Below are 21,203 nucleotides of genomic sequence, written 5' to 3'. Positions count from 1 at the left end.
AGGTGATTTAATGATCGTAGCTCAGCGCATACTCATGCTGCGCCTCCAAACAACGGAGGTTACCGTGCCGATCAGCCTACACGCGCCCGTTGAAGGTGATCGCTGCTGGGAATGCACTTTTGCCATTGGCTGGCCCGAAGGCGAGCGAACCACGATAGTGCGAGGATTCGATGGCGTGCAGGCGCTATATCTGGCGATGCAACGCATCGCTGTGGAGCTCTACGGCAGTGCCCACCATGCCGCCGGAAAATTGAGCTGGGGCGAGCCGGGTAATGGATTTGGTTTCCCCATGGCAAAGGCCGGATACCAAGACCTAGTGGGTGAAGACCGGATTGCGCAGGTGCCGGACTGAGAATGATGGGCAATGGATGGTCATCGGGCCGCCTTACGCCGCAGCAAGCGCGCGCAGGACGGCCTCCGGCTCTTTCTCCATGACGCGCAACAATGTGCGTGCTGCCCCGCCCGGCTGGCGCTCGCCCTGCTCCCACTTGCGGTAGCCCGACGTGCTGGTGCCCAGAATCTGCGCCATCTGCTCCTGCGTCAGATGCAGCGACTTACGGATGGACCTGGCATCAATGGATTCGAGATCGACATTATGCTCGATCACACCGGTCGTCGCGCCCTCGGCATGTGCCAGCGCCTCGCCCATTGCCTCAATCAGATCCTTGCCAAACTTGCTCATGCCTAACTCCTATAAGTCGTCTTGATCGCCACTGCGATCGCTCTGACGGCAGCTTTTTCATCCGCCGTCAGATTGGTCTTGTCCCCCTTGCCATAGACCAGGAGGGCAAAAATGGGTGCATTCTCGTCGAACACATAATAGATGACACGCGCACCGCCACGCTTGCCTTTGCCATGCGCGGCCACCCGAACCTTGCGCACACCCGCCGTGCCGGGGATTTCGTCGCCGGCATAGGGATTGCTGGCCAGGAACGCGATCACCGCAGCTTTCTCCTCTGCATCGAACAGGCGTTCGGCCTGGCGGATGAAGAGCGAGGTTTCGGCAACGGTCTGCATAGAGACTTGTACCCCATTGGGGTACATGATGCAAGATGCCCGCACAGTAACACCGTGCGGATGCCTGTTGTGGAACAGTTGCCATCGGTGCATCGCACAGCCCTGCACCCATAATGGGGTTGGCATCCTCCCCCGCTTCGGCTAGACAGCCCACTTAACCACCATGTCTGAACCTATCGCCGCGCCGCAGCGCTCAGTTGCCGCGTGGTTTGTCGCGGGACAGGTGATGTCCGAGCGATTCTCCTATCGCTCGATGATGTGAACAGTTGAGCGAGCGCCATGCCAAAACGTACCGATATCAAGTCGATCCTCATCATCGGTGCGGGTCCGATCATTATCGGGCAGGCGTGTGAGTTCGATTATTCGGGGACGCAGGCGTGCAAGGCGCTGAAGGAAGAGGGCTACCGGATTATCCTGGTGAACTCCAACCCGGCGACGATCATGACCGATCCGGACCTGGCCGACGCGACTTACATGGAGCCGATCACGCCTGAAGTGGTGGCGCGCATCATCGAGAAGGAGAGGCCCGATGCGCTGCTGCCGACCATGGGCGGGCAGACGGCGCTGAACTGTGCGCTGAGCCTGCGCAAGATGGGCGTGCTCGACAAGTTCGGCGTCGAAATGATCGGCGCCACGGCCGAGGCCATCGACAAGGCGGAAGACCGCGAGCTGTTCCGCGACGCCATGAAGAAGATCGGGCTGGAAACGCCGCGCTCCATGCTGGCGCATAACACGATCGAGGCCTTGCAGGCGCTGGAAGTCATCGGCCTGCCGGCCATCATCCGGCCCAGCTTCACGCTGGGCGGCACGGGCGGCGGCATTGCCTATAACCGCGAGGAATATCTGGCGATCTGCGAAAGCGGCATTGACGCCAGCCCGACCAATGAAGTGCTGGTCGAGGAAAGCGTGCTCGGCTGGAAAGAGTATGAAATGGAGGTTGTCCGCGACAAAAAGGACAACTGCATCATCATCTGCTCGATCGAGAATATCGACCCGATGGGCGTGCATACCGGCGACTCCATTACCGTCGCCCCTGCCCTGACGCTGACCGACAAGGAATACCAGATCATGCGCGACGCCAGCCTGGCGGTTCTGCGCGAGATCGGGGTGGAAACCGGCGGCTCCAACGTGCAGTTCGGCATCAACCCGGCCGATGGGCGCATGGTTGTCATCGAGATGAATCCGCGCGTGTCGCGCTCCTCGGCGCTGGCGTCGAAGGCCACCGGCTTCCCCATCGCCAAGGTCGCGGCGCGCCTGGCTGTCGGCTATACGCTGGACGAACTGGACAATGACATTACCGGCGGCATGACCCCGGCCAGCTTCGAGCCGACCATCGACTATGTGGTCACCAAGATTCCGCGCTTCGCGTTTGAAAAGTTCCCCGGCGCCGACAATCGGCTGACCACCTCGATGAAGTCGGTGGGCGAGGCCATGGCGATCGGCCGCACCTTCCAGGAAAGCCTGCAGAAGGCCCTGCGTTCACTCGAAACCGGCCTCACCGGCCTCAACGAGATCGGCATTCCCGGCCTGGGCGAAGGCGAGGACAAGAATGCCATCAAGGCCGCCCTGGGCACGCCGACGCCGAACCGGCTGCTGCATGTGGCCGAGGCCATGCGGCTGGGCATGAATCTGGAAGATATCCACGAGGCCTGCAAGATCGACCCCTGGTTCCTCGAGCAGATGCAGGGGATTGTCGACACCGAGAACAAGGTCAAGCAATTCGGCCTGCCGCAGGATGCGCAGAACCTGCGCGCGCTCAAGGCCATGGGCTTTTCCGACGCGCGACTGGCCCAGCTCGCCAATGTGAAGCCATCCGACGTGGGCAAGCTGCGCCATTCGCTGGAGGTGCGGCCGGCCTATAAGCGCATCGACACGTCGGCGGCCGAATTCGCCTCGCCGACGGCCTATATGTATTCGACCTATGAAGTGCCGTTCAATGGCAAGGTGGATGACGAGGCGCGCCCGTCCGACCGCAAGAAGGTGGTGATCCTGGGCGGCGGGCCGAACCGCATCGGCCAGGGCATCGAGTTCGACTATTGCTGCTGCCATGCGGCGTTCGCACTGGCCGATGCCGGCTATGAGACCATCATGGTCAACTGCAATCCGGAAACCGTTTCGACCGACTACGACACTTCCGACCGGCTGTATTTCGAGCCGCTGACCGAAGAGGACGTGATCGAAATCCTGCTGACGGAAAAGCAGAACGGCACGTTGCATGGCGTGATCGTGCAGTTCGGCGGCCAGACGCCGCTGAACCTGGCGGAAGCCGTGCAGAAGGCCGGCGTGCCGATTTTGGGGACGCAGCCCGATGCGATCGACCTGGCCGAGGACCGCGACCTGTTCAGCAAGCTGCTCAACAAGCTGGAACTGACCCAGCCCAAGAACGGCATCGCCTATAGCCTGGAACAGGCCCGCCTCGTCGCCGAGCGGCTGGGCTATCCGCTGGTGATCCGGCCCAGCTACGTGCTGGGCGGCCGCGCCATGGCGATCGTCCATTCGGCCAATGAATTCGAGCGCTATGTGCAGGATACGCTGACCGGGCTGGTGCCGCCCGACATTCTCCAGCGCTACCCCAACGACAAGACCGGCCAGATCAATTCGGTGCTGAGCGACAACCCGCTGCTGTTCGATGCGTATCTGAGCGGCGCCACCGAAATCGACGTCGATGCTTTGTGCGACGGCAAGGACGTGTTCGTAGCCGGCATCATGGAGCATATCGAGGAGGCCGGCATTCACTCGGGCGACTCGGCCTGCTCGCTGCCGCCGCGCAATCTCAGCCCCGAAATCATGGCCGAGCTCAAGCGCCAGACCGCCGAACTGGCTTTCGCGCTCAAGGTCGGCGGCTTGATGAATGTGCAATATGCACTCAAGGACGGCGTCATCTATCTGCTCGAAGTCAATCCGCGCGCCAGCCGCACGGTGCCCTTCGTCGCCAAGGTGATCGGGCAGCCCATTGCCAAGATCGCCAGCCGCATCATGGCGGGCGAGAGCCTTGCCAGCTTCGGGCTGGTCGAACGCAAGTTTGAACACATCGCGGTCAAGGAAGCCGTGTTCCCGTTCAACCGCTTCCCCGGCGTCGATACGGTGCTGGGGCCGGAGATGAAGTCGACCGGCGAGGTCATCGGCCTCGACGTGGATTTCGCCATGGCCTTCGCCAAGTCGCAGATGGGTGCCGGCTCCAAAGTACCGCAGGCCGGTACCGCCTTCGTCTCGGTACGCGACGATGACAAGCAGTATATCGTCGACATGGCGCGCCACCTGGTCGAGGGGGGATTCAGCATCCTGGCCACCAGCGGCACGCAGAAATACCTGGTGGAGAACGGCATTGCCGCCACCAAGATCAACAAGGTGCTCGAAGGCCGCCCGCATATCGTGGATTCGATGAAGAATGGCGGCGTGCAGCTGGTGATCAACACCACCGACGGCATGAAGTCGATCAGCGACAGCCGCGACATCAGGCGGACGGCGCTGCTGTCGAAGATTCCGTATTATACCACCATCGACGGGGCGTTGGCGGCGGTGGAAGGAATCGTGGCCTTGCAGAAGGGAAACCTCGTGGTTCGCCCGCTGCAGGATTACTTCGCGGCTTGACCCTCTTCACGGCTTGACCCTCTTCACCTCTCCCTTCGGGTCGGGTGAGGGGGCCTTCCCCACGCCCTGCACCCAGTAAAGGCCCCCTCACCCGGCGCTGCGCGCCGACCTCTCCCCCGAAGGGAGAGGTGGGGCCTCGCCGGTTGACACCCCGCCCCTGCCCGCTATGTTCCCGCCATCATGAAGTCCGCAGACTGTACCACCTCGATCGCGATCCTGCGCGCCTGACACGCGCCGAGGGATCGCCCTTTAGCCGGCCACACGGGGCCGGCCGCTTCCGTATATTCTGCAAACAGGCTGCCTCTCGGGCAGCAGACTTCACGAGTCCATCATGACCAATTTCTTCGAAAACCCGTTCAAGGGCATCCGCCTCAGTGAACAGGTGACGCACCCCAATATCGTCGTTGGGAAATACAGCTACTACTCCGGCTATTATCACGGGCACAGCTTTGATGATTGCGCCCGCTTCCTGCTGCCCGACCCGGATGCCGACAAGCTGATCGTGGGCAGTTTCTGCTCGATCGGTTCGGGCGCCGCCTTTATCATGGCCGGCAATCAGGGCCATCGCCACGACTGGGCCAGCTCGTTTCCGTTCTTCTATATGCCGGAAATGCCCGAATTTGCGGGGGCGCTCGACGCTTTTGCGCCGGCCGGCGATACGGTCATCGGCAATGACGTGTGGATCGGCACCGAGGCGATCGTCATGCCGGGTGTCCGCATCGGCCATGGCGCGGTGATCGGCACGCGGGCGCTGGTGACAAGGGATGTCGAGCCCTACACCATTATCGGCGGCAATCCCGGCAAGCCGATCCGCAAGCGGTTCGACGATGCCCAAATCGCCATGCTGCTGGAAATGGCCTGGTGGGACTGGCCGGAAGAAAGGCTGCAGGCGGCCATGCCGCTGCTGTGCAGCGGCGATATTGCCGCGCTGCACGCCTTCTGGCAGGGCTGATCCCCCGACCCGCCCGGCATCCACCGGGCGGGTCAACTTGACAGGATGCGGTTCGCGCCTGTATTTCGAGCCACCATGATGATGATCCAGTCGTACAAGTTCGCGGTGTTCCTCGGCGCCTGATGGCGCCCCACTCGGGCACACATTGAGCGGCACAGCCGCTTGACCGGCCGCCCCTGCGGCCTTGCGAACTCATGGATTTCCAATGCCTGATAGCATTTCCGCGCTCAACGCAGCGCAAATCGACGCCTTCATCACCGACGGTTTCATCCGCATCGACAATGCCTTTCCCCGTGACCTGGCCGAGCAGGGCCGCGCCATCCTGTGGAAGGATACCGGCTGCGACCCGGATGATCCGGCCAGCTGGACCAAACCGGTCATCCGGCTGGGCGGCTATTCCGACCTGCCCTTCCGCGAGGCGGCCAATACGCCCCTGCTCCGCGCCGCCTATGACCAGATCGTGGGCCAGGACCGCTGGGTGCCGCCGCAGGGACTGGGCACGTTCCCGGTGCGGTTTCCCTCGCCTGACGAGCCCGGCGACGACGGCTGGCATATCGATGGCAGCTTTGCCGGACCTGATTTCAAGGATTTCCTCGATATCAGGGCCAATGTGGTCTCGAAGGGCCGCGCCCTGCTGATGCTGTTCCTGTTCTCCGATGTCGGGGAGGACGACGCGCCGACCCGCATCAAGGTCGGCTCGCATCTCGAAGTGGCGCGTTACCTGGCCCCGGCCGGCGATGCCGGGCGCTCGCTGCGCGACATGATCGCCGACCGGCCGGACTGGTTCGATACGGGCAAGCAGGCGCTGGCGACCGGGCCGGCGGGGACGGTCTATCTGTGTCACCCCTTCCTCGTGCACGGGGCGCAGAAGCATCGGGGCAAGGTGGTGAAGTTCATGGCCCAGCCGCCGCTGATGCCGCGGGGCGAACTGGTGCTGGACCGGAAGGACGGGGAATATTCGCCGGTGGAACTGGCGGTTCGAGTGGCGCTGGACCAGGGGTAAACGCCCGCAGTCAACCTTCCCTCCCCCTTGAGGGGAGGGATCGAGGGTGTGGGTGTCGGAGGTTTCACAAGCCGCGAGGCCCGCGGAGGCCGCGACACCCCCTCCCCAGCTTCGCTACCCTCCCCCTCAAGGGGGTGGGCAGGAGCCGCGAGTCCGTCGATTACCGAAATGCCGCTTCGGCGCCGTTCCGGAAGAATGTCGCCACTTCGGCCAGCGCGCCGTCGACCATGGCGTCATCCACGTCGAGATGGGTGACCCAGCGCTGCTGGCCGTAGCGGCCGGTAATGCCGACGCCGCGCGACACCAGGAATTCGGTGAGGCGATCACCCAGGCGCTCCTCGACATCGACGAAGACGATATTGGTGTCGGGCATGGTGACGTTGAGCGAGGGGAAGGCGGCAAGGCCCTCGGCCAGGCGCCGGGCGCGGCGATGGTCATCGGCCAGCCGGGTCACGTTATTGTCGAGTGCATAAAGGCCCGCTGCCGCCAGGATGCCGGACTGCCGCAACCCGCCGCCCAGCATCTTGCGATTGCGGCGCGCCGTATCGATCAGGTCCTGCCTTCCGATCAGCACCGAGCCCACCGGCGCACCGAGCCCCTTGGAGAGACAGATCGAGACGCTGTCGAAGGGGGCGGTGAAGCTCTTGATGTCGGTGCCCAAAGCCACCACGGCATTGAAGGCGCGGGCGCCGTCGAGATGCAGGCCCAGCCCATGCCGGCGGGCGATATCGGCCACCTGCGCCATGTAGCTGACCGGCAGCACCTTGCCGCCAAAGGTGTTTTCCAGCGCAATGACCCGCGTGGTGGCGAAGTGATTGTCGCCCGCCTTGATGGCGCTCTCGATGGCGCCAAGGTCCATCGTGCCATCGGGCTGGTGCGCGATGGGCTGGGGCTGGATGGACCCCAGCACGGCAGCGCCGCCGGCCTCGTATTTGTAGCAATGTGCATTCTGCCCGGCGATGAATTCGTCACCGCGTCCGCAATGGCTCATCAGGGCCAGCAGGTTCGACATCGTGCCGGAGGAAACGAAGATCGCCGCATCCATGCCGAGCATGGTGGCCATGCGCTGTTCCAGCAGGTTGACGGTGGGATCGTCGCCGAACACATCGTCGCCCACCTCGGCAGTGGCCATGGCAGAACGCATGCCCGTGGCGGGGCGCGTGACGGTATCGGAGCGGAAGTCGTAGCGGATGGTGTTCATGGCGGGTCCGGCGGTTGGAGGCCGATGATTAGCACGATTGTCGGAACGTGAGGCAATGGGGCTGTTTTTCACTGGGCTCCCCCTCTCCCCTTGTGGGAGAGGGGGAAATCCGCGTCCAGCGGATTTCCGCGTGAGGGCGTCTGCGCATGCCTATGCTTCGATGCCAATGGATAACTCAGCGCCCCCTCATCCGCCCTTCGGGCACCTTCTCCCACGAGGGAGAAGGGGATGGAGCCGATACATCAAGCCGCCACGTCGCCGCCGTCTTCACCATCATTGGCGGCGTTCAGTTCCACGGGCGGGCGGCGGGCGACGATGAGCATGCCGGTGATGGGCGCGCCGCGGTCGAAGCGCAGCACGGCCGTTTCGAAGTGCAGGATTTCGAGGCCGGCCACAACCAGGGCATCGCGCGTGGCGTCCACGCCATGGGCGTAGCGCAGCGATGGCCGCAGGAACAGCGGCTCGGGCCCGTCATGGGCTTCGAGCGAAAAGGCGGCAAGGCCGCCCGGCCGCAAGGCGGGCACCAGTGCGGCCAGCACCGGCGGCAGGGCCCCGCAATAGATGAACACGTCGGCGGCGGTGACCAGGTCGGCATCAGCGCGGCGGGCATTGAGCGCGGCGACCAGCTCGGCCTTTTGCAGGCTGTCATAGATGCCCTTGCGGGCGGTCTCGGCGATCATGGCGGCAGAGACGTCGATGCCTTCGAGATAATCGGCCTTGCCGCGCAGGTGCCGGCCCATCAGCCCGGTACCGCAGCCCAGGTCGAGCGCCCGGGCGAAGTGGTCGATGCCCAGAAGGGCCATTTCCTGCCGCACCAGATCGTCGAGCATTTCGGGCACGCGATAGCCCAGCCTGTCCACCAGCGAGCGCTCGAACTGGGGGGCATACTGGTCGAACAGCGCCTCGACATAGCTGACCGCCGTACCGTCGGCGGCCCGGCCGGCGCCATGGGCGGCGAGTTTGAGGCCGGCGCCGAACACGCCCTCGTCGTCCAGCGCCTCAAGGTGCCGCCAGGCCGAGATGGCGCCCGCAACGTCGCCCGCCTTTTCGCAATAGAGGCCGAGCATGTCCCAGCCCGCCGCCCAGTCCGGCACGATATCGAGCGCCTGGACGAGCAGGTCGGCGGCGGCGGCATGGTCGCCCCCGTCGGCCAGCATCCTTGCATAGCCGGCACGGCGATCGGCGATGACGTCGCCGGAAGAATGAAACGCCTTGGTCAAGACGAAGTGATCTCTGGAGGGTTACCGCGCTCATTTGCCCGGCGCGCCGGGGTTTGACGCAAATGCGGCCGGAAAGCAAGCGGCACCGCACGGTGCAAAAAACCGGCTGCGACGATAGTGCCGGTTTGCATCGGGCCAATTTGGCGTATGGTGGGCCTGTCCGGTTCGGCGCCTTGGTGCCGTATCGCGGCACGGCGCCACCGGCACCGAGACGCTTTGCTTGTCTCGCCTGCCAGCACCGGGCTTCCATAGTCCGGAGCAAATACTTGACGAAACTCCGTTTTGTCCTGGCAGGAAGCACTTTCCCGCCGGGCGATTTGTCATGTGTAAACAGATATTGAACAGCCGTTTTTTTCAGGCTACGCTCCCTGATCGAATATTGCGGCCGACCGATCTGATCCTGCGAATTCCATTCGCCGCCTGCTGACGTCATTTTCCGATATTTCGATATCACTCCGTCCCTGGCCAATCCTGGCCACGGACCGCCTACAGCAGCGACTGCACGAGGGAACGCGCATCATGGCAACTGGCACCGTAAAGTGGTTTAACGGCCAAAAGGGCTACGGCTTCATTCAGCCCGACGAAGGCGGGGCGGACGTGTTCGTCCACATTTCCGCCGTCCAGCGTTCGGGCCTGAATGGTCTCGATGAGGGCCAGAAGGTTACCTACGAGATCGTCAAGGACAAGCGGACCGGCAAGTCCGCCGCCGACAACCTGACTGCCGCCTGAGCCACCAGGCATAACAGACCCGAGGGGCGTGTCCGGCTTGGAGGGACACGCCCCTTTTTCGTTTTACCCGTGCGTCGCGGGACGCAACTGCTTGTTGCCGAGGCCATCCGGGTTTAATATTGGCCATCCGCTTGCGGCGGGCAGACAAACCCGAGGCTATCCTTCGTGAATGCAATGGTCGAACCGCGATCCGCGGATGAGGGCGTGCTGGCGACGCTTTCGCGCGCGAAAGCCTTGATCGAAAGTCACGACTTCGACTCCGCCGTGCAGGTCTATTTCCAACTGCTGAAAACCGAGCTCTCCGGGCCGCTGCGCGGAGAAGTGCTGACCAATCTGGGCGCGGCCCTGTGCCTGCTGGGCCGCAGCGAAACCGGCCCGCTGGCACAGGCCCGGCTCGACCAGGCGCATCACCTGCTGGTCAGCGCCCTTCCTTTTCGCTCGCGCATCCAGGCGCCCGCCGCATGGGCGACCACCCGCGCCAACCTGGCCATGGTGCATCTGGCCCGCTACCAGGCCGGCGGCGACCGGGATGAACTCCTGTCGGGACACCTGGCGCTGGATGGTATCGAGCAGGCCCTGAGCCATACCGGCGAAACGGCATTGCGGGACTGGGCCACCGCCATTCGCGACCAGTTGATCGACTTGCGGGAACGCCGCCGCGAGCGGCGCTAGGCCAATTTCGACTGGTCCTAGCTGCGGCCCAGTTCCTCGCTGCGCCGCCTTGCGGCATCCACCGTGCGGTCGATGAGATCGATCAGCCCATTTTCCGCCATCAGTACGGCCAGGCCGGCGGCCGTTGTGCCGTTGGGCGAGGTCACGTTCTGCCGCAGCACCGACGGCGCGGCCGAATCGGCTTCGAGGAGCGCCGCCGAACCGATGACGGTCTGGCGCGCCAACTGCTCGGCGACTGCATCGGGCAGACCCTGGCGCCGCCCCGCCTCGGCCAGCGCCTCGACCAGATGGAACACATAGGCCGGGCCGGAGCCGGAAACGGCCGTCACGGCGTCGAGCTGGGCCTCGTCGTCGAACCAGACGACCGGACCGGCGGCCCGCAACAAAGCCTCGGCAACATCGCGGTCTTCGTCGCCGACGGCCGGGCCGGCTACGGCACCTGTGATGCCCTTGCCGATCTGGGCCGGGGTATTGGGCATGGTGCGGATGACACGGCCCATGTCGAGCCCGCGCGACAGCCGGGCGATATCTATGCCCGCGACAATGGAAATGGCCAGCGTGTGCGGACCGATAATCGGCTGCAGCGAGGCCATCACCGGATCGATGATCTGCGGCTTGATCGCCAGCACCAGCACATTGGGCAACAGCCCGCTGGCGTCGGAATTGAGCGTCAGGCCGTAGTCCTCGGCCAGTTGCAAGGCGGCCGGATTGGGGGAAGGATCGACCAGCACCAGGTGGTTGGGCGGCAGGCCGGCATCGAGCCAGCCGCGGGCCAAAGCCAGGCCCATCTTGCCGGCGCCGACCAGCATGACCGGGCCGAGATGGCGCAGCGCGATACTCATGCTTCGCCGACCGTTTCGAACATGACATGGCTCAGCGCATCGGCCGCCGTCTTGCCGGCCCAGACGACGAACTGGAAGGCCTGGTAATAGAGATCGCAGCTATCGGTGGCCGAGCGCAGCAAGGCCTCGCATTGCTGCGGCGACACCTCGGCGCCGCCGGTCAGCAGGTGCGAATTGCGGAACAGCACCACGCCTTCCTTGTTCCAGATATCGAAATGGCCGATCCAGAGCTGCTCATTGATCAATGAAATCAACTGCTTGATCTCGCCGCGCCGCCCCTCGGGCACCTTGAGGTCGAAGGCGCAGGCGATATGCAGCGACTCCAGGTCTTCCATCCAGTTGAAGGAGACGTGGTAATCCGACCAGCCGCCGCGCACGGAAATGGAGATCTCGTCGGCATCCTGCCGCTCGAAGGTCCAGTCGTTGATCGAGGCGATATGCTCGATAATGTCCACCGGATGGACATTGCGATCGGGCTCGACTTGCAGCAGTGACATCGACGGTTCCGTCCATTAACCGGCAGGTTTCGGGTATTCAGGAAGCTTGGCCGCACGCACGAGGCTTACGAATCGTCCCGACGAAATGACCCTACACGCCCCCGCTGATTCAGGGGACGGAACGCAGGCCTCGGACGGCATTCTCTTGTGGATGACGATGGGCGGCTTAAGGTTAACGGACTGTTAACGCTGACGGCACGTTCACAGGCAATTGGGTGTCAGAACAGGCCACTCGCATCGGCCCAACCCGTTGCCAGCGCTTGCTTCCAGGGGAGAAATCCATTGTCGACGGCCTGCTGGGCCGCAGCGTGATGATCGTATTGCACGATGCGCAGGCTGGTGCGCCATGTGCCATCGCGCCGCTCGATCACAGCATAGCGCGCATCGGGGGAGCCGTGGACAAGCTGCAGCCCCACCGCGCCCGGATTGACGATCAGCCGGCCATCGCGCAGGCGGACCGAACGGGCGGCATGGGTATGGCCGCACAGCATGACGGGATAGTCGAGCCCTTCGGCCAGCGCCGTGACGGCAGCTTCGGAGGGCAATGTGGTCTTGCGGTCGTGATACCAGCCATCGAGCCAAGGGGCGTTATCGCTGGCCGGCGTGCCGTGGCAGAGGAAAATTTCGCCACTGAAAACAGATGTGGCCGGCATGGCGGCGAGCCAGGCGCGATGGGCGTCAGTCATCCGTGCGAGCGCAAAGCGGTCGATGACATCGAGTTCCCGACCCTCGCGATGGCCCTCGGCCAGCCAGCGATCGTGATTGCCGCGGATCACCGGACCATCGAGCCCCATCAGCCGGTCAGCCGCCCCGGCCGGGTCGAGCGGACCGCTGACGTGATCCCCGAGGCATAATGTGGCATCGACGCCCTGGCTTTTGATATCGGCCAGCACGGCATCGAGCGCCATGGCATTGCCATGCACGTCAGATATTACGGCGAACCGCACTAGAGCCTCATGCGCTTTGAAAACAAAGCGCCGGCTCTAGATTCCTTTTGTCGCAAGGCTGTTTGCGAAAAACCGGTTCCCACTTTTTCGCGCCTTGCTTGTTAGTTGGCTTTGGACTTGGCGCCCTTGAGGGCCGCGAGTTCCTTGCGCAAGGCGTCGATCTCTTCGCCCTGCACCTGCACCAGTTCGCGCAAGGCATCGAAATCCTCGCGCTTGACCAGGTCCATATCGACCACCAGACGCTGGGCCTGGCCCTTGACCACGGTCTCGACTTCGCGGCGAACGCCATCGGCCACACCGGCCGCCTCGTTCATCAATCGGCCCAGATCGTCGAAGATCCTGTTATTCTGGCTCATCGCATACCCACTTGGTTCGGCCCCTTGTGCCGATATGTAGGTGAAGCCCGCCGACTTGACCAGAGAGGCCGAAGCGGCAATGGTCCGGCCGATTGCCGCAGGAGCCGCTTTTGCCCTTCCCCAATATCGATCCCATCGCCTTTGCCATCGGGCCTTTTGCCGTGCGCTGGTATGCGCTGGGCTATCTGTTCGGCGTCGGGCTGGGGGCGGGCTACGGCTATCTGCTGCTGGCCAATACGCGGCTGTGGCACAAGGGCGAGCCGCCCTTCGCGGCCAAGGATATCTGGGACTTCGCCTTCTGGACCATGCTGGCCATCGTGATCGGTGGGCGCGTGGGCTATGTGCTGTTCTACAACCTGCCCTATTACCTGGCCAACCCGGCCGAGATCATCAACACGCTCGATGGCGGCATGAGCTATCACGGCGGCATGCTGGGGCTGATGCTGGCGGTGGTGCTGTTCACCCGCTTCAAGGGCAATGGCAACTGGCTGAGCGGCCTCGATCTGATCGCCTCGGTCTCGACCATCGGCATTTTCCTGGTCCGCATCGCCAATTTCATCAATGCGGAGCTTTATGGCGCGCCGACCACGATGCCATGGGCCGTGGTGTTTCCTAGCGATCCCGAGCAATTGCCGCGCCATCCCAGCCAGCTTTACGAGGCGGCGCTGGAAGGGCTGCTGCTGTTCCTCGTCATCCGCATCTTCACCCATGTCTTCTATAGCCTGCGCCGGCCCGGCATGGTCGCCGGCATATTCGGCATCGGCTATGGGCTGAGCCGGATTGCGGTGGAATTCGTGCGCCTGCCGGATGTGCAGATCGGCTATCTCTATGGCGGGTGGCTGACCATGGGCATGGTGCTGAGCATTCCGCTGGTGCTGGCCGGGCTGGGCCTGGTGGTGTGGGCGGGGACGCGCAGGGAGAGCCTGGTTCGTGGGTGAGATAGCCGTTTCTTCGATGCCGTGCTCTTTCGCCCCCTCCCCCTTGAGGGGAGGGCCGGGGTGGGGGTCGTCCAGTGATGAACCGAGGGACCCCCTCCCTCAATCCCTCCCCTCAAGGGGGAGGGAGGCGAAAGAGCGGACAGGCAGGCGCATGCCATGACCACCTCCCCTACCCTGCCCGAACTGATCGACATGCAGATCCGCACCAGCGGGCCGATGTCCGTCGCCTCCTATATGGGCCTGTGCCTGACCCACCCGTCCAAAGGCTACTACAAGAGTGCCGACCCGCTGGGGACCAAGGGCGACTTCGTCACGGCGCCCGAGATCAGCCAGATGTTCGGCGAGCTGATCGGCTTTTTCTTCGTCAATCTGTGGCAGCAGATGGGGAGCCCCAAGGCCTTTACCCTGCTCGAACTCGGGCCCGGCCGCGGCACGCTGATGGCGGACATGCTGCGGGTGGCCTGCCGCGCCGAAGGCTTCCGCGACGCGCTGGATTTGCGGCTGTTCGAGACCAATCCGGCGCTGATCGCCGAGCAGAACGGTCGGCTCGAAGCCTATGAGCCAAAATGGATCGACAGTTTCGAGAAGGTCGGGACCGGCCCGCTGCTGGTGGTGGCGAACGAATTTTTCGATGCGCTGCCGATCCGCCAGTTCGTGCGCATGGACGATGGCTGGCACGAGCGCATGGTGGGGCTAAGTGACGGAAAGCGCTGTTTCGGGCTCAACCCGACTCCGATCCCGGCCTCGGCCATGCCCGAGGCGCTGGCGGGAGCCGAGCCCAATAGCGTGCTGGAAGTGGGCCTGGCCAATGGCGAGGTGATGAAGCGGCTGGCCGGCACCATCTCGACGCAGGGCGGAGCCATCCTGGCCGTGGACTATGGCTATGGTCGCACCCAGACCGGCGAGACCTTGCAGGGCGTGCGCCGGCATCAATTTGCCGACGTGCTCGACGCGCCGGGCGAGACGGACCTGTCGGCCCATGTCGATTTCGAGGCTTTGGGCAATGTGGCCGCCAATGCCGGGCTTGCCGTGCAGCCGCTGGCGACACAGGGGCAGTTTTTGACCCGGCTGGGCATCAATGAGCGCGCCAGGGCGCTGAGCGCCGCCAACCCCGGCTCGTCCGGCGACATCGCCGCCGCCAAGGCGCGGCTGGTCGCCCCCGAGCAGATGGGCAACCTGTTCAAGGCCTTCTGCGCCGCCAGCCCCGGCCTCATGCCACAGGGGTTCGAACCATGAGCCAGCATTACGAAGAGAGTGCCGCACTGGCCGAGCTGGGATCGGTGCGGCATGGTTTTTTCGGGCGCAAGGGCGGCAGCTCGCTGGGCGAATTCTCCGAGAACAACATGTCGATCGCCGTCGGCGATACGCCCCGGCTGGTCGATATCAACCGGACCGGGGCGGCCGAGGCCCTGGGATTTTTCCGCAACCAGCTGTTCCTGCTCAAGCAGGTTCATTCCAACCTGGTGCACCGGCTGGACGCCTATCCCACCAATGACCAGCCCATCGAGGCCGACGCCATCGTCACGCGCCAGCCGCAACTGGCGCTGGGCATTCTGACGGCAGACTGCACGCCGATCCTGCTGGCCGATCGGGACGCGGGCGTGGTGGGTGCCGCCCATGCCGGCTGGCGCGGGGCGGTGGACGGAATTGTGGGCAATACGATTGCCGCCATGGTCGAGCTGGGGGCCGATCCGGCCAACATGGTCGCCGCCATCGGGCCGACGATTTCGGGCGAGAATTATGAAGTGGGGCCGCATTTCATGGACGATTTCGTGAAACTGCGCCCCGAAGGCTGGCGGCATTTTTCGACGCATAACGGCGCGCGGGCGCATTTCGACCTGCCGGGATTCGTGGCCGACGAGCTGGGCCGGGCGGGCGTGACGCAGGTCGAGCGGGTGGGTGGGTGTACCTATGGCGCGCCGGAGCGGTATTTTTCCCATCGCTATGCCACGCATCAGGGCGGCAAGACCGGGCGGCAGATTGCGATTATCGGGCTGGTTTAGGGATAGCGCCTGATCCTCCCACATCCACCAGCCGTCATCCTCGGGCTTGACCCGAGGACACTTCACTTACCTGGCGCTCCGCAAGCGCAGAGCCCTCGGGTCAAAGCCCGAGGGTGACGATCTGTGGGAGTGGCATGCTCTTCTCTCAATTGTCGGATGCTTTCCATTTACCCATTTTCGCCTGTCATCCATTTGTCTCGTTGCGCCGCTGGGAACGACTCGCTAAAGGTGCCCACGAAACTGGTGGTCCCCCCTGCTGGGACCGGTTGAGACAGGATCGCGCCCATGAAGCTGGTGACCGGCAACTCCAACCGCGCCCTCGCTCAGGCCGTCGCCAGTTATCTCGAACTTCCCCTCACAGATTGTACGGTCAAGCGCTTCGCGGACAAGGAAGTCTACGTGGAAGTGCATGAAAACGTGCGCGGCGAAGACGCCTTCATCCTGCAATCGACCAGCTTTCCGGCCAATGACAACCTGATGGAACTGCTGATCCTGACCGATGCGCTGCGCCGCTCGTCGGCCCGCCGGATCACCGCCGTCCTGCCCTATTTCGGCTATGCGCGGCAGGATCGCAAATCGGCCCCGCGCACGCCGATCTCGGCCAAGCTGGTGTCCAACCTCATCACTCAGGCCGGCGCCAACCGCGTGCTGACGCTGGACCTGCATGCCAGCCAGATCCAGGGCTTCTTCGACATTCCGACCGACAACCTGACCGCGGCGCCGGTGATGGTGCGCGACATCCAGGACAATTACGACGTCAAGAATGTCATGATCGTATCGCCCGACGTGGGCGGCGTGGTGCGTGCCCGCAATGTCGCCGGCCGCATCGGGGCGAGCCTGGCCATTGTCGACAAGCGCCGCCCGCGCGCCGGCGTTTCCGAAGTAATGAACATCATCGGCGACGTGGAAGGCCAGACCTGCATCATGATCGACGATATCGTCGATAGCGGCGGCACGCTGGTCAACGCCGCCGAGGCCCTGCTCAAGGCCGGCGCCAAGGAAGTTTCGGCCTATATCACCCATGGCGTGCTGTCCGAAGGCGCCTCCGAGCGTATCGCTGCCAGCAAGCTCAAGGAGCTGGTGGTAACCGATTCCATCGAGGAAACGCCGGCCACCAAGGCCGCCGGCAATATCCGTCGCATGTCCATCGCCCCGCTGATCGGCGAGGCCATTGCCCGCACCGCCAGCGAACAGAGCGTGTCGAGCCTGTTCGACTGAGGCCCCTCCCCCGGGAGAGGTGAAAATTCTTCGTCCGAAAAGTCGAAAACCGGCTTGGCGCCCCGACATTGTTGCATCGGCGCATGTTGCGTCGACCCAACAAGAGGAAAATCCAATGCGCTACATGATGATCATCCACCACGACGCCGAAGCCATGGCCAAGGCCCCGCAGCGCGAATTGTGGGCCGAATATGCCGCGTTCAACGAAGCGCTGAACAAGGCCGGCGAAGGCTTTTCCGGCGGCCAGCGGCTCTCGCCGGGCAAGGAGGGCACGATCGTTCGCGCCAGCGGCGGCAAGACCGACGTGCTCGACGGCCCCTATGCCGATACGCGCGAACAGCTCGCCGGCTATTTCTTCATCGATGTGCCGGGGATCGAACAGGCGGTGGAATGGGCCAGTCGCTGCCCCAGCTCGAAATATGGCGCAGTGGAAATCCGCCCCATCGTCGAGCAGACCGCGCGCTGATGACGGAGGCGGCGCGGCGGGCGGCAGAGCGGGCGGCGCGCGACAGCTATGGGCGCCTGCTGGCCTTTCTCGCGGCACGCACGCGGGACGTGGCAGGGGCCGAGGATGCGCTGGCGGACGCCTTTGCCAGCGCCCTCGCCTCCTGGCCGGAACAGGGCGTTCCGGCCAATCCCGATGCGTGGCTTTTGACTGTCGCCCGCCGCCGCCAGACCGACGCCCTGCGGCGGCGGGCGACCAGCAAGGCCGGGGAGGCTCGTATTCAGCTCATGACCGAGGAACTCGAAGCGGCCGGCGCCAGTCCCGAAGCCATTCCCGACCGGCGACTGGCGCTGATGTTTGCCTGCGCCCATCCCGAAATCGAGGCGGGCATGCGGGCACCGCTGATCCTGCAGACCATATTGGGCCTGACGGCCATCGACATCGCCGCCGCCTTCCTCATCCCGCCGGCCGCCATGGGCCAGCGGCTGGTGCGGGCCAAGGCGCGCATCAAGGACGCCGCCATTCCCTTCGCCATTCCCGAGCGCGAGGAGCTGGCCGAACGGCTCGATGCCGTGCTCGACGCCATCTATGCCGCCTATGCCAAGGGCTGGACCGAAATCGGCGACACCGCCGCGGAACGGCTGGCCGATGAGGCCATCTGGCTCGGCAAGCTGGTGGTCAGCCTCCTGCCGGACGAGCCGGAAGCCAAGGGCATGCTGGCGCTGATGCTCTATGCGGAAGCCCGACGAGGCGCACGGCGGGACGGCACCGGCGCCTATGTGCCCCTGGAGCGGCAGGATATCGACCTGTGGGACGAAGCGCGGATCCTGGCGGCCGAAACACTGCTGCGCGAGGCCAACCAGGGCGGCCCCACCGGCCGCTACCAGATCGAAGCCGCCATCCAGTCGGCGCATGTGGCACGGCTTGTGACGGGCCGGCCCAACTGGGACGCGGTCGTGGCGCTCTACGATGTGCTGCTGGGCCTGACCCAGTCGCCGGTCGCCCTGCTCAACCGCGCCGCCGCTTTGGTGGAAATTGACGGCGCAGAGGCGGCACTGGCCAGCCTCGACGCTATTGCCAACGACAAGCGCATGGCCGACTACCAGCCCTATTGGGCTGCCCGCGGACACCTCTGCGCCCGCGCCGGGCGGAAGGACGAGGCCCATGAGGCGCTGACCCTGGCCATCGGCCTGGCGACGGACGAGGCCGTGCGGCATTATCTCATCGGGCAACGGGCGAAGCTGCAGGATGGCTGATGTTCCTTTCCCACTGGCCGTCACCCTCGGGCTTGACCCGAGGGCCTACACTTTCGGAGCGTGGAGTAAGTAAAGTGTCCTCGGGTCAAGCCCGAGGATGACGATCGAGTTTGAGATGCGGCTCTACTCGCCCCGCAACCTCCCTTGCCCCCTGCCCCCCTTTGAGCTATAGCCCGCGCCATGAAGCGCTCGTCACCCCTGGAGGACGGGCGCGTATGCTGTTGTAGTGACGCATACACCAACCCAGAATGGATTTTTCCATGGCTGCGACTGCAAAGGTGCTCAAGGCACAGGCGCGTGAGGGAGTGGGCAAGGGGGCCGCTCGCGAAATGCGTCGTCAGGGACTCGTTCCCGCTGTTATCTACGGTGACAAGAAAGCCCCCGTCACCATCGCCATCCCCTACAAGGACGCGCACAAGTATATCTACGCCGGCGGCTTCCTCAGCCACATCATCGAACTCGATGTGGATGGCACCAAGCACCGCGTGATCCCGCGCGACTACCAGCTCGATCCGGTCAAGGACTTCCCGATCCACGTGGACTTCCTGCGCGTCGGCAAGGGCACCAAGCTCAACGTCCAGGTGCATGTGCACTTCATCAACGAAGAAGCCAGCCCGGGCCTGAAGCGCGGTGGTACGCTCAACATCGTGCACCACACGCTGGACCTGACCGTCTCCGCCGACAACATCCCCGAAGAAGTGACCGTCGACCTGACCGGTCTCGATATCGGCGATACCATCCACATCTCCTCGATCAAGCTGCCGGCCGGCGTTGCCGACCACAGCCACGAAGAAGACGTGACCATCGCCACCATCGTTGCCCCGTCGGCTCTGAAGTCGGCCGGCGACGCCGATGAGGCGGCCGAAGGCGAAGCAGCCGAGCCCAAGGCCGAGTAATCGGTCCCGAATTTCTGCTATACGTTCGAGGCGGCCTGCGGGTCGCCTCTTTCGTTTCTGGAGTGCGTTGATGAAACTGCTTGTCGGCCTGGGCAATCCGGGCGGCCAATATGAGGGCAATCGCCACAATATCGGCTTCATGGCGGTCGACGCCATTGCCCGCGCGCATGGCATCACCCAGTTCCGTTCCAAGCATGCGGGCCTGCTGGCCGAAGGCAATATTGGCGGCGAAAAGGTCATCCTGCTCAAGCCGCAGACCTTCATGAACCGTTCGGGCGACAGCGTTCAGCAGGTGGCCCAGTTCTACAAGATCGCGCCGAGCGACATCATCGTCTTCTATGACGAGCTGGACCTGGCGGAAGGCAAGGTGCGCGTCAAGGTCGGCGGCGGCAATGGCGGCCACAACGGGTTGCGCTCCATCGATCCGCAGATCGGGCTCGGCTACAAGCGCGTGCGCCTCGGCATCGGCCACCCGGGCAAGGAATTCGTCACCCACCATGTGCTGGGCGATTTCGCCAAGGCAGACCGCGACTGGGTCGAGCCGCTGCTCGGGGCGGTCGGCAAGCATGTCGCTATGCTGGTCAAGGGCGATGACAGCGGCTTCATGAACAAGCTGGCTTTGGCCACGCGGCCGGCCGAGGAGCCGCAAGCCAAGCCGGCAGCCAAGGCACAGAGCCATATAAGGCAGGCGCGGCCGGCCAAGCCGCCGGCAGAATTGCCCAAGACCGGCCCGATGGCCGATATGCTGAGGAAATTGCGGGGAGAGTGAAAATGGCCGAGGTCGTCTTTTTCCAGGCGCTGAGCCAGGATGGTTTCGTGACCGACGCGGACGGATCGGCCGCCTGGCAGGGTCCGTATTTCATTCCCGAACTGGGCTTTCACGACTTCATCGCCGGCGTGACGGCCGTCATCATCGCCCATGCCACCTATGACAGGATCGCCGCCGGGGGCAAATGGCCCTATGGCGCCGTTGCCGGCGTGGTCCCCACCGATCGACCGCTGGCCGATATCGGCGCCCCGGTAACGGCGGTGGCGGGCGACCTGGCCGCAGTGGTGGCCGCCGCGCGGGACGAGGGCAACGGCACCGTATGGGTGCAGGGCGATACCGATCTGGCCATGCGGCTGGTGGCGGCTGGGCTGGTGGACCGGCTGGAGCTTTTCGTCATGCCGCTGACGCTGGGCCACGGCACCGAACATATCGACCGGCACCATTTGCCGGGTTTCGCGCTGGGCGGCAGCACCAACTTTGCCAATGGGGTGACGAAGGTGGTCTACGTGCGGGGGTGATCCCATCCCTTCCATCCCCACCCACCAGCCGTCATCCTCGGGCTTGTATCGACGAAATCTGATTAAGATGTCCCGGGAGGCGGTCGCATCCGCGCTCCCGGGCAGACATCGACCGTCCTCGGGCAGGCCTTAT

At 64.2% G+C, this 21,203-nt stretch carries 23 protein-coding genes; 15 read left to right on the top strand and 8 right to left on the bottom strand.

The window, feature by feature from the left end; all coding sequences use genetic code 11:
• Positions 1–10: 10 nt before the first annotated feature.
• A complete protein-coding gene (locus tag ASD80_RS17725; protein WP_056235958.1) occupies positions 11–352 on the top strand; it encodes a DUF6968 family protein in 342 nt (113 codons plus the stop codon).
• A gap of 33 nt (positions 353–385) precedes the next feature.
• Here ASD80_RS17725 and ASD80_RS17720 read toward each other — a convergent pair whose 3' ends face one another.
• On the bottom strand, positions 386–682 hold the full coding sequence (locus tag ASD80_RS17720) for a helix-turn-helix domain-containing protein (RefSeq protein ID WP_056235955.1): 297 nt from the start codon (positions 680–682) through the stop codon (positions 386–388).
• Between the two features lie 2 nt (positions 683–684).
• Positions 685–1,017, bottom strand: a complete 333-nt coding sequence (locus tag ASD80_RS17715; RefSeq protein WP_056235951.1) for a type II toxin-antitoxin system RelE/ParE family toxin — start codon at positions 1,015–1,017, stop codon at positions 685–687.
• A 279-nt stretch (positions 1,018–1,296) separates the two neighbouring features.
• Between ASD80_RS17715 and carB the strand changes: the two genes are divergently transcribed.
• From carB to ASD80_RS17700, 3 genes are all read left to right on the top strand, one after another.
• Positions 1,297–4,608, top strand: coding sequence for a carbamoyl-phosphate synthase large subunit (gene carB / locus ASD80_RS17710; RefSeq protein WP_056235948.1), 3,312 nt, complete (start codon positions 1,297–1,299; stop codon positions 4,606–4,608).
• A gap of 331 nt (positions 4,609–4,939) precedes the next feature.
• Complete coding sequence (catB, locus tag ASD80_RS17705; RefSeq protein WP_056235944.1) at positions 4,940–5,560, top strand: type B chloramphenicol O-acetyltransferase; 621 nt, start codon at positions 4,940–4,942, stop codon at positions 5,558–5,560.
• Positions 5,561–5,765: 205 nt separating this feature from the next.
• Positions 5,766–6,563 (top strand): hypothetical protein, encoded by a 798-nt coding sequence (locus ASD80_RS17700; protein ID WP_056235942.1) that lies wholly within the window; start codon positions 5,766–5,768, stop codon positions 6,561–6,563.
• A gap of 160 nt (positions 6,564–6,723) precedes the next feature.
• Here the strand turns inward: ASD80_RS17700 and ltaE are convergent, their stop codons facing one another.
• Together ltaE and ASD80_RS17690 are read right to left on the bottom strand one after the other, a co-directional pair.
• A complete protein-coding gene (gene ltaE / locus ASD80_RS17695) occupies positions 6,724–7,764 on the bottom strand; it encodes a low-specificity L-threonine aldolase (protein ID WP_056235940.1) in 1,041 nt (346 codons plus the stop codon).
• 242 nt (positions 7,765–8,006) lie between these two features.
• Positions 8,007–8,984: a methyltransferase gene (locus tag ASD80_RS17690; RefSeq protein WP_056235937.1), complete on the bottom strand. Its 978-nt coding sequence runs from the start codon at positions 8,982–8,984 to the stop codon at positions 8,007–8,009.
• Positions 8,985–9,503: 519 nt separating this feature from the next.
• Between ASD80_RS17690 and ASD80_RS17685 the strand changes: the two genes are divergently transcribed.
• A complete protein-coding gene (locus ASD80_RS17685) occupies positions 9,504–9,713 on the top strand; it encodes a cold-shock protein (RefSeq protein ID WP_046105238.1) in 210 nt (69 codons plus the stop codon).
• 174 nt (positions 9,714–9,887) lie between these two features.
• On the top strand, positions 9,888–10,385 hold the full coding sequence (locus ASD80_RS18885) for a hypothetical protein (protein WP_056235934.1): 498 nt from the start codon (positions 9,888–9,890) through the stop codon (positions 10,383–10,385).
• A gap of 17 nt (positions 10,386–10,402) precedes the next feature.
• Here the strand turns inward: ASD80_RS18885 and proC are convergent, their stop codons facing one another.
• From proC to ASD80_RS17660, 4 genes are all read right to left on the bottom strand, one after another.
• Positions 10,403–11,227, bottom strand: a complete 825-nt coding sequence (proC, locus tag ASD80_RS17675; protein ID WP_056235932.1) for a pyrroline-5-carboxylate reductase — start codon at positions 11,225–11,227, stop codon at positions 10,403–10,405.
• Complete coding sequence (locus tag ASD80_RS17670) at positions 11,224–11,724, bottom strand: YbjN domain-containing protein (protein ID WP_056235929.1); 501 nt, start codon at positions 11,722–11,724, stop codon at positions 11,224–11,226. The genes proC and ASD80_RS17670 overlap by 4 nt, the downstream gene beginning before the upstream one ends.
• Before the next feature lie 218 nt (positions 11,725–11,942).
• On the bottom strand, positions 11,943–12,671 hold the full coding sequence (locus ASD80_RS17665; RefSeq protein WP_082555410.1) for a metallophosphoesterase family protein: 729 nt from the start codon (positions 12,669–12,671) through the stop codon (positions 11,943–11,945).
• 101 nt (positions 12,672–12,772) lie between these two features.
• Positions 12,773–13,027, bottom strand: a complete 255-nt coding sequence (locus ASD80_RS17660; protein ID WP_056235923.1) for an accessory factor UbiK family protein — start codon at positions 13,025–13,027, stop codon at positions 12,773–12,775.
• 110 nt (positions 13,028–13,137) lie between these two features.
• Between ASD80_RS17660 and lgt the strand changes: the two genes are divergently transcribed.
• From lgt to ASD80_RS17615, 9 genes are all read left to right on the top strand, one after another.
• Entirely contained in the window at positions 13,138–13,965 is an 828-nt protein-coding gene (lgt, locus tag ASD80_RS17655) for a prolipoprotein diacylglyceryl transferase (protein WP_244489040.1), read from the top strand.
• 156 nt (positions 13,966–14,121) lie between these two features.
• Positions 14,122–15,201: a class I SAM-dependent methyltransferase gene (locus tag ASD80_RS17650; protein ID WP_056235918.1), complete on the top strand. Its 1,080-nt coding sequence runs from the start codon at positions 14,122–14,124 to the stop codon at positions 15,199–15,201.
• Positions 15,198–15,968: a peptidoglycan editing factor PgeF gene (pgeF, locus tag ASD80_RS17645; RefSeq protein WP_056235915.1), complete on the top strand. Its 771-nt coding sequence runs from the start codon at positions 15,198–15,200 to the stop codon at positions 15,966–15,968. The genes ASD80_RS17650 and pgeF overlap by 4 nt, the downstream gene beginning before the upstream one ends.
• Before the next feature lie 285 nt (positions 15,969–16,253).
• Positions 16,254–17,186: a ribose-phosphate pyrophosphokinase gene (locus ASD80_RS17640; protein ID WP_056235913.1), complete on the top strand. Its 933-nt coding sequence runs from the start codon at positions 16,254–16,256 to the stop codon at positions 17,184–17,186.
• Positions 17,187–17,301: 115 nt separating this feature from the next.
• Positions 17,302–17,652, top strand: a complete 351-nt coding sequence (locus tag ASD80_RS17635; protein ID WP_056235910.1) for a YciI family protein — start codon at positions 17,302–17,304, stop codon at positions 17,650–17,652.
• Positions 17,652–18,887, top strand: a complete 1,236-nt coding sequence (locus ASD80_RS17630) for an RNA polymerase sigma factor (RefSeq protein WP_056235908.1) — start codon at positions 17,652–17,654, stop codon at positions 18,885–18,887. The genes ASD80_RS17635 and ASD80_RS17630 overlap by 1 nt, the downstream gene beginning before the upstream one ends.
• Before the next feature lie 260 nt (positions 18,888–19,147).
• The gene (locus ASD80_RS17625) at positions 19,148–19,783 is read left to right on the top strand and encodes a 50S ribosomal protein L25/general stress protein Ctc (RefSeq protein ID WP_056236264.1); all 636 of its coding nucleotides are present in this window, start codon (positions 19,148–19,150) and stop codon (positions 19,781–19,783) included.
• A gap of 70 nt (positions 19,784–19,853) precedes the next feature.
• Positions 19,854–20,552 carry an aminoacyl-tRNA hydrolase gene (gene pth, locus ASD80_RS17620; protein ID WP_056235906.1) on the top strand — a complete coding sequence of 233 codons (699 nt, stop codon included), beginning with the start codon at positions 19,854–19,856 and terminating at the stop codon, positions 20,550–20,552.
• 2 nt (positions 20,553–20,554) lie between these two features.
• A complete protein-coding gene (locus ASD80_RS17615; RefSeq protein ID WP_056235904.1) occupies positions 20,555–21,070 on the top strand; it encodes a dihydrofolate reductase family protein in 516 nt (171 codons plus the stop codon).
• Positions 21,071–21,203 lie beyond the last annotated feature (133 nt).

Source organism: Devosia sp. Root635, assembly GCF_001427605.1.
GTDB lineage: Bacteria > Pseudomonadota > Alphaproteobacteria > Rhizobiales > Devosiaceae > Devosia.
This window is presented reverse-complemented; position numbering and strand designations above follow the sequence as displayed.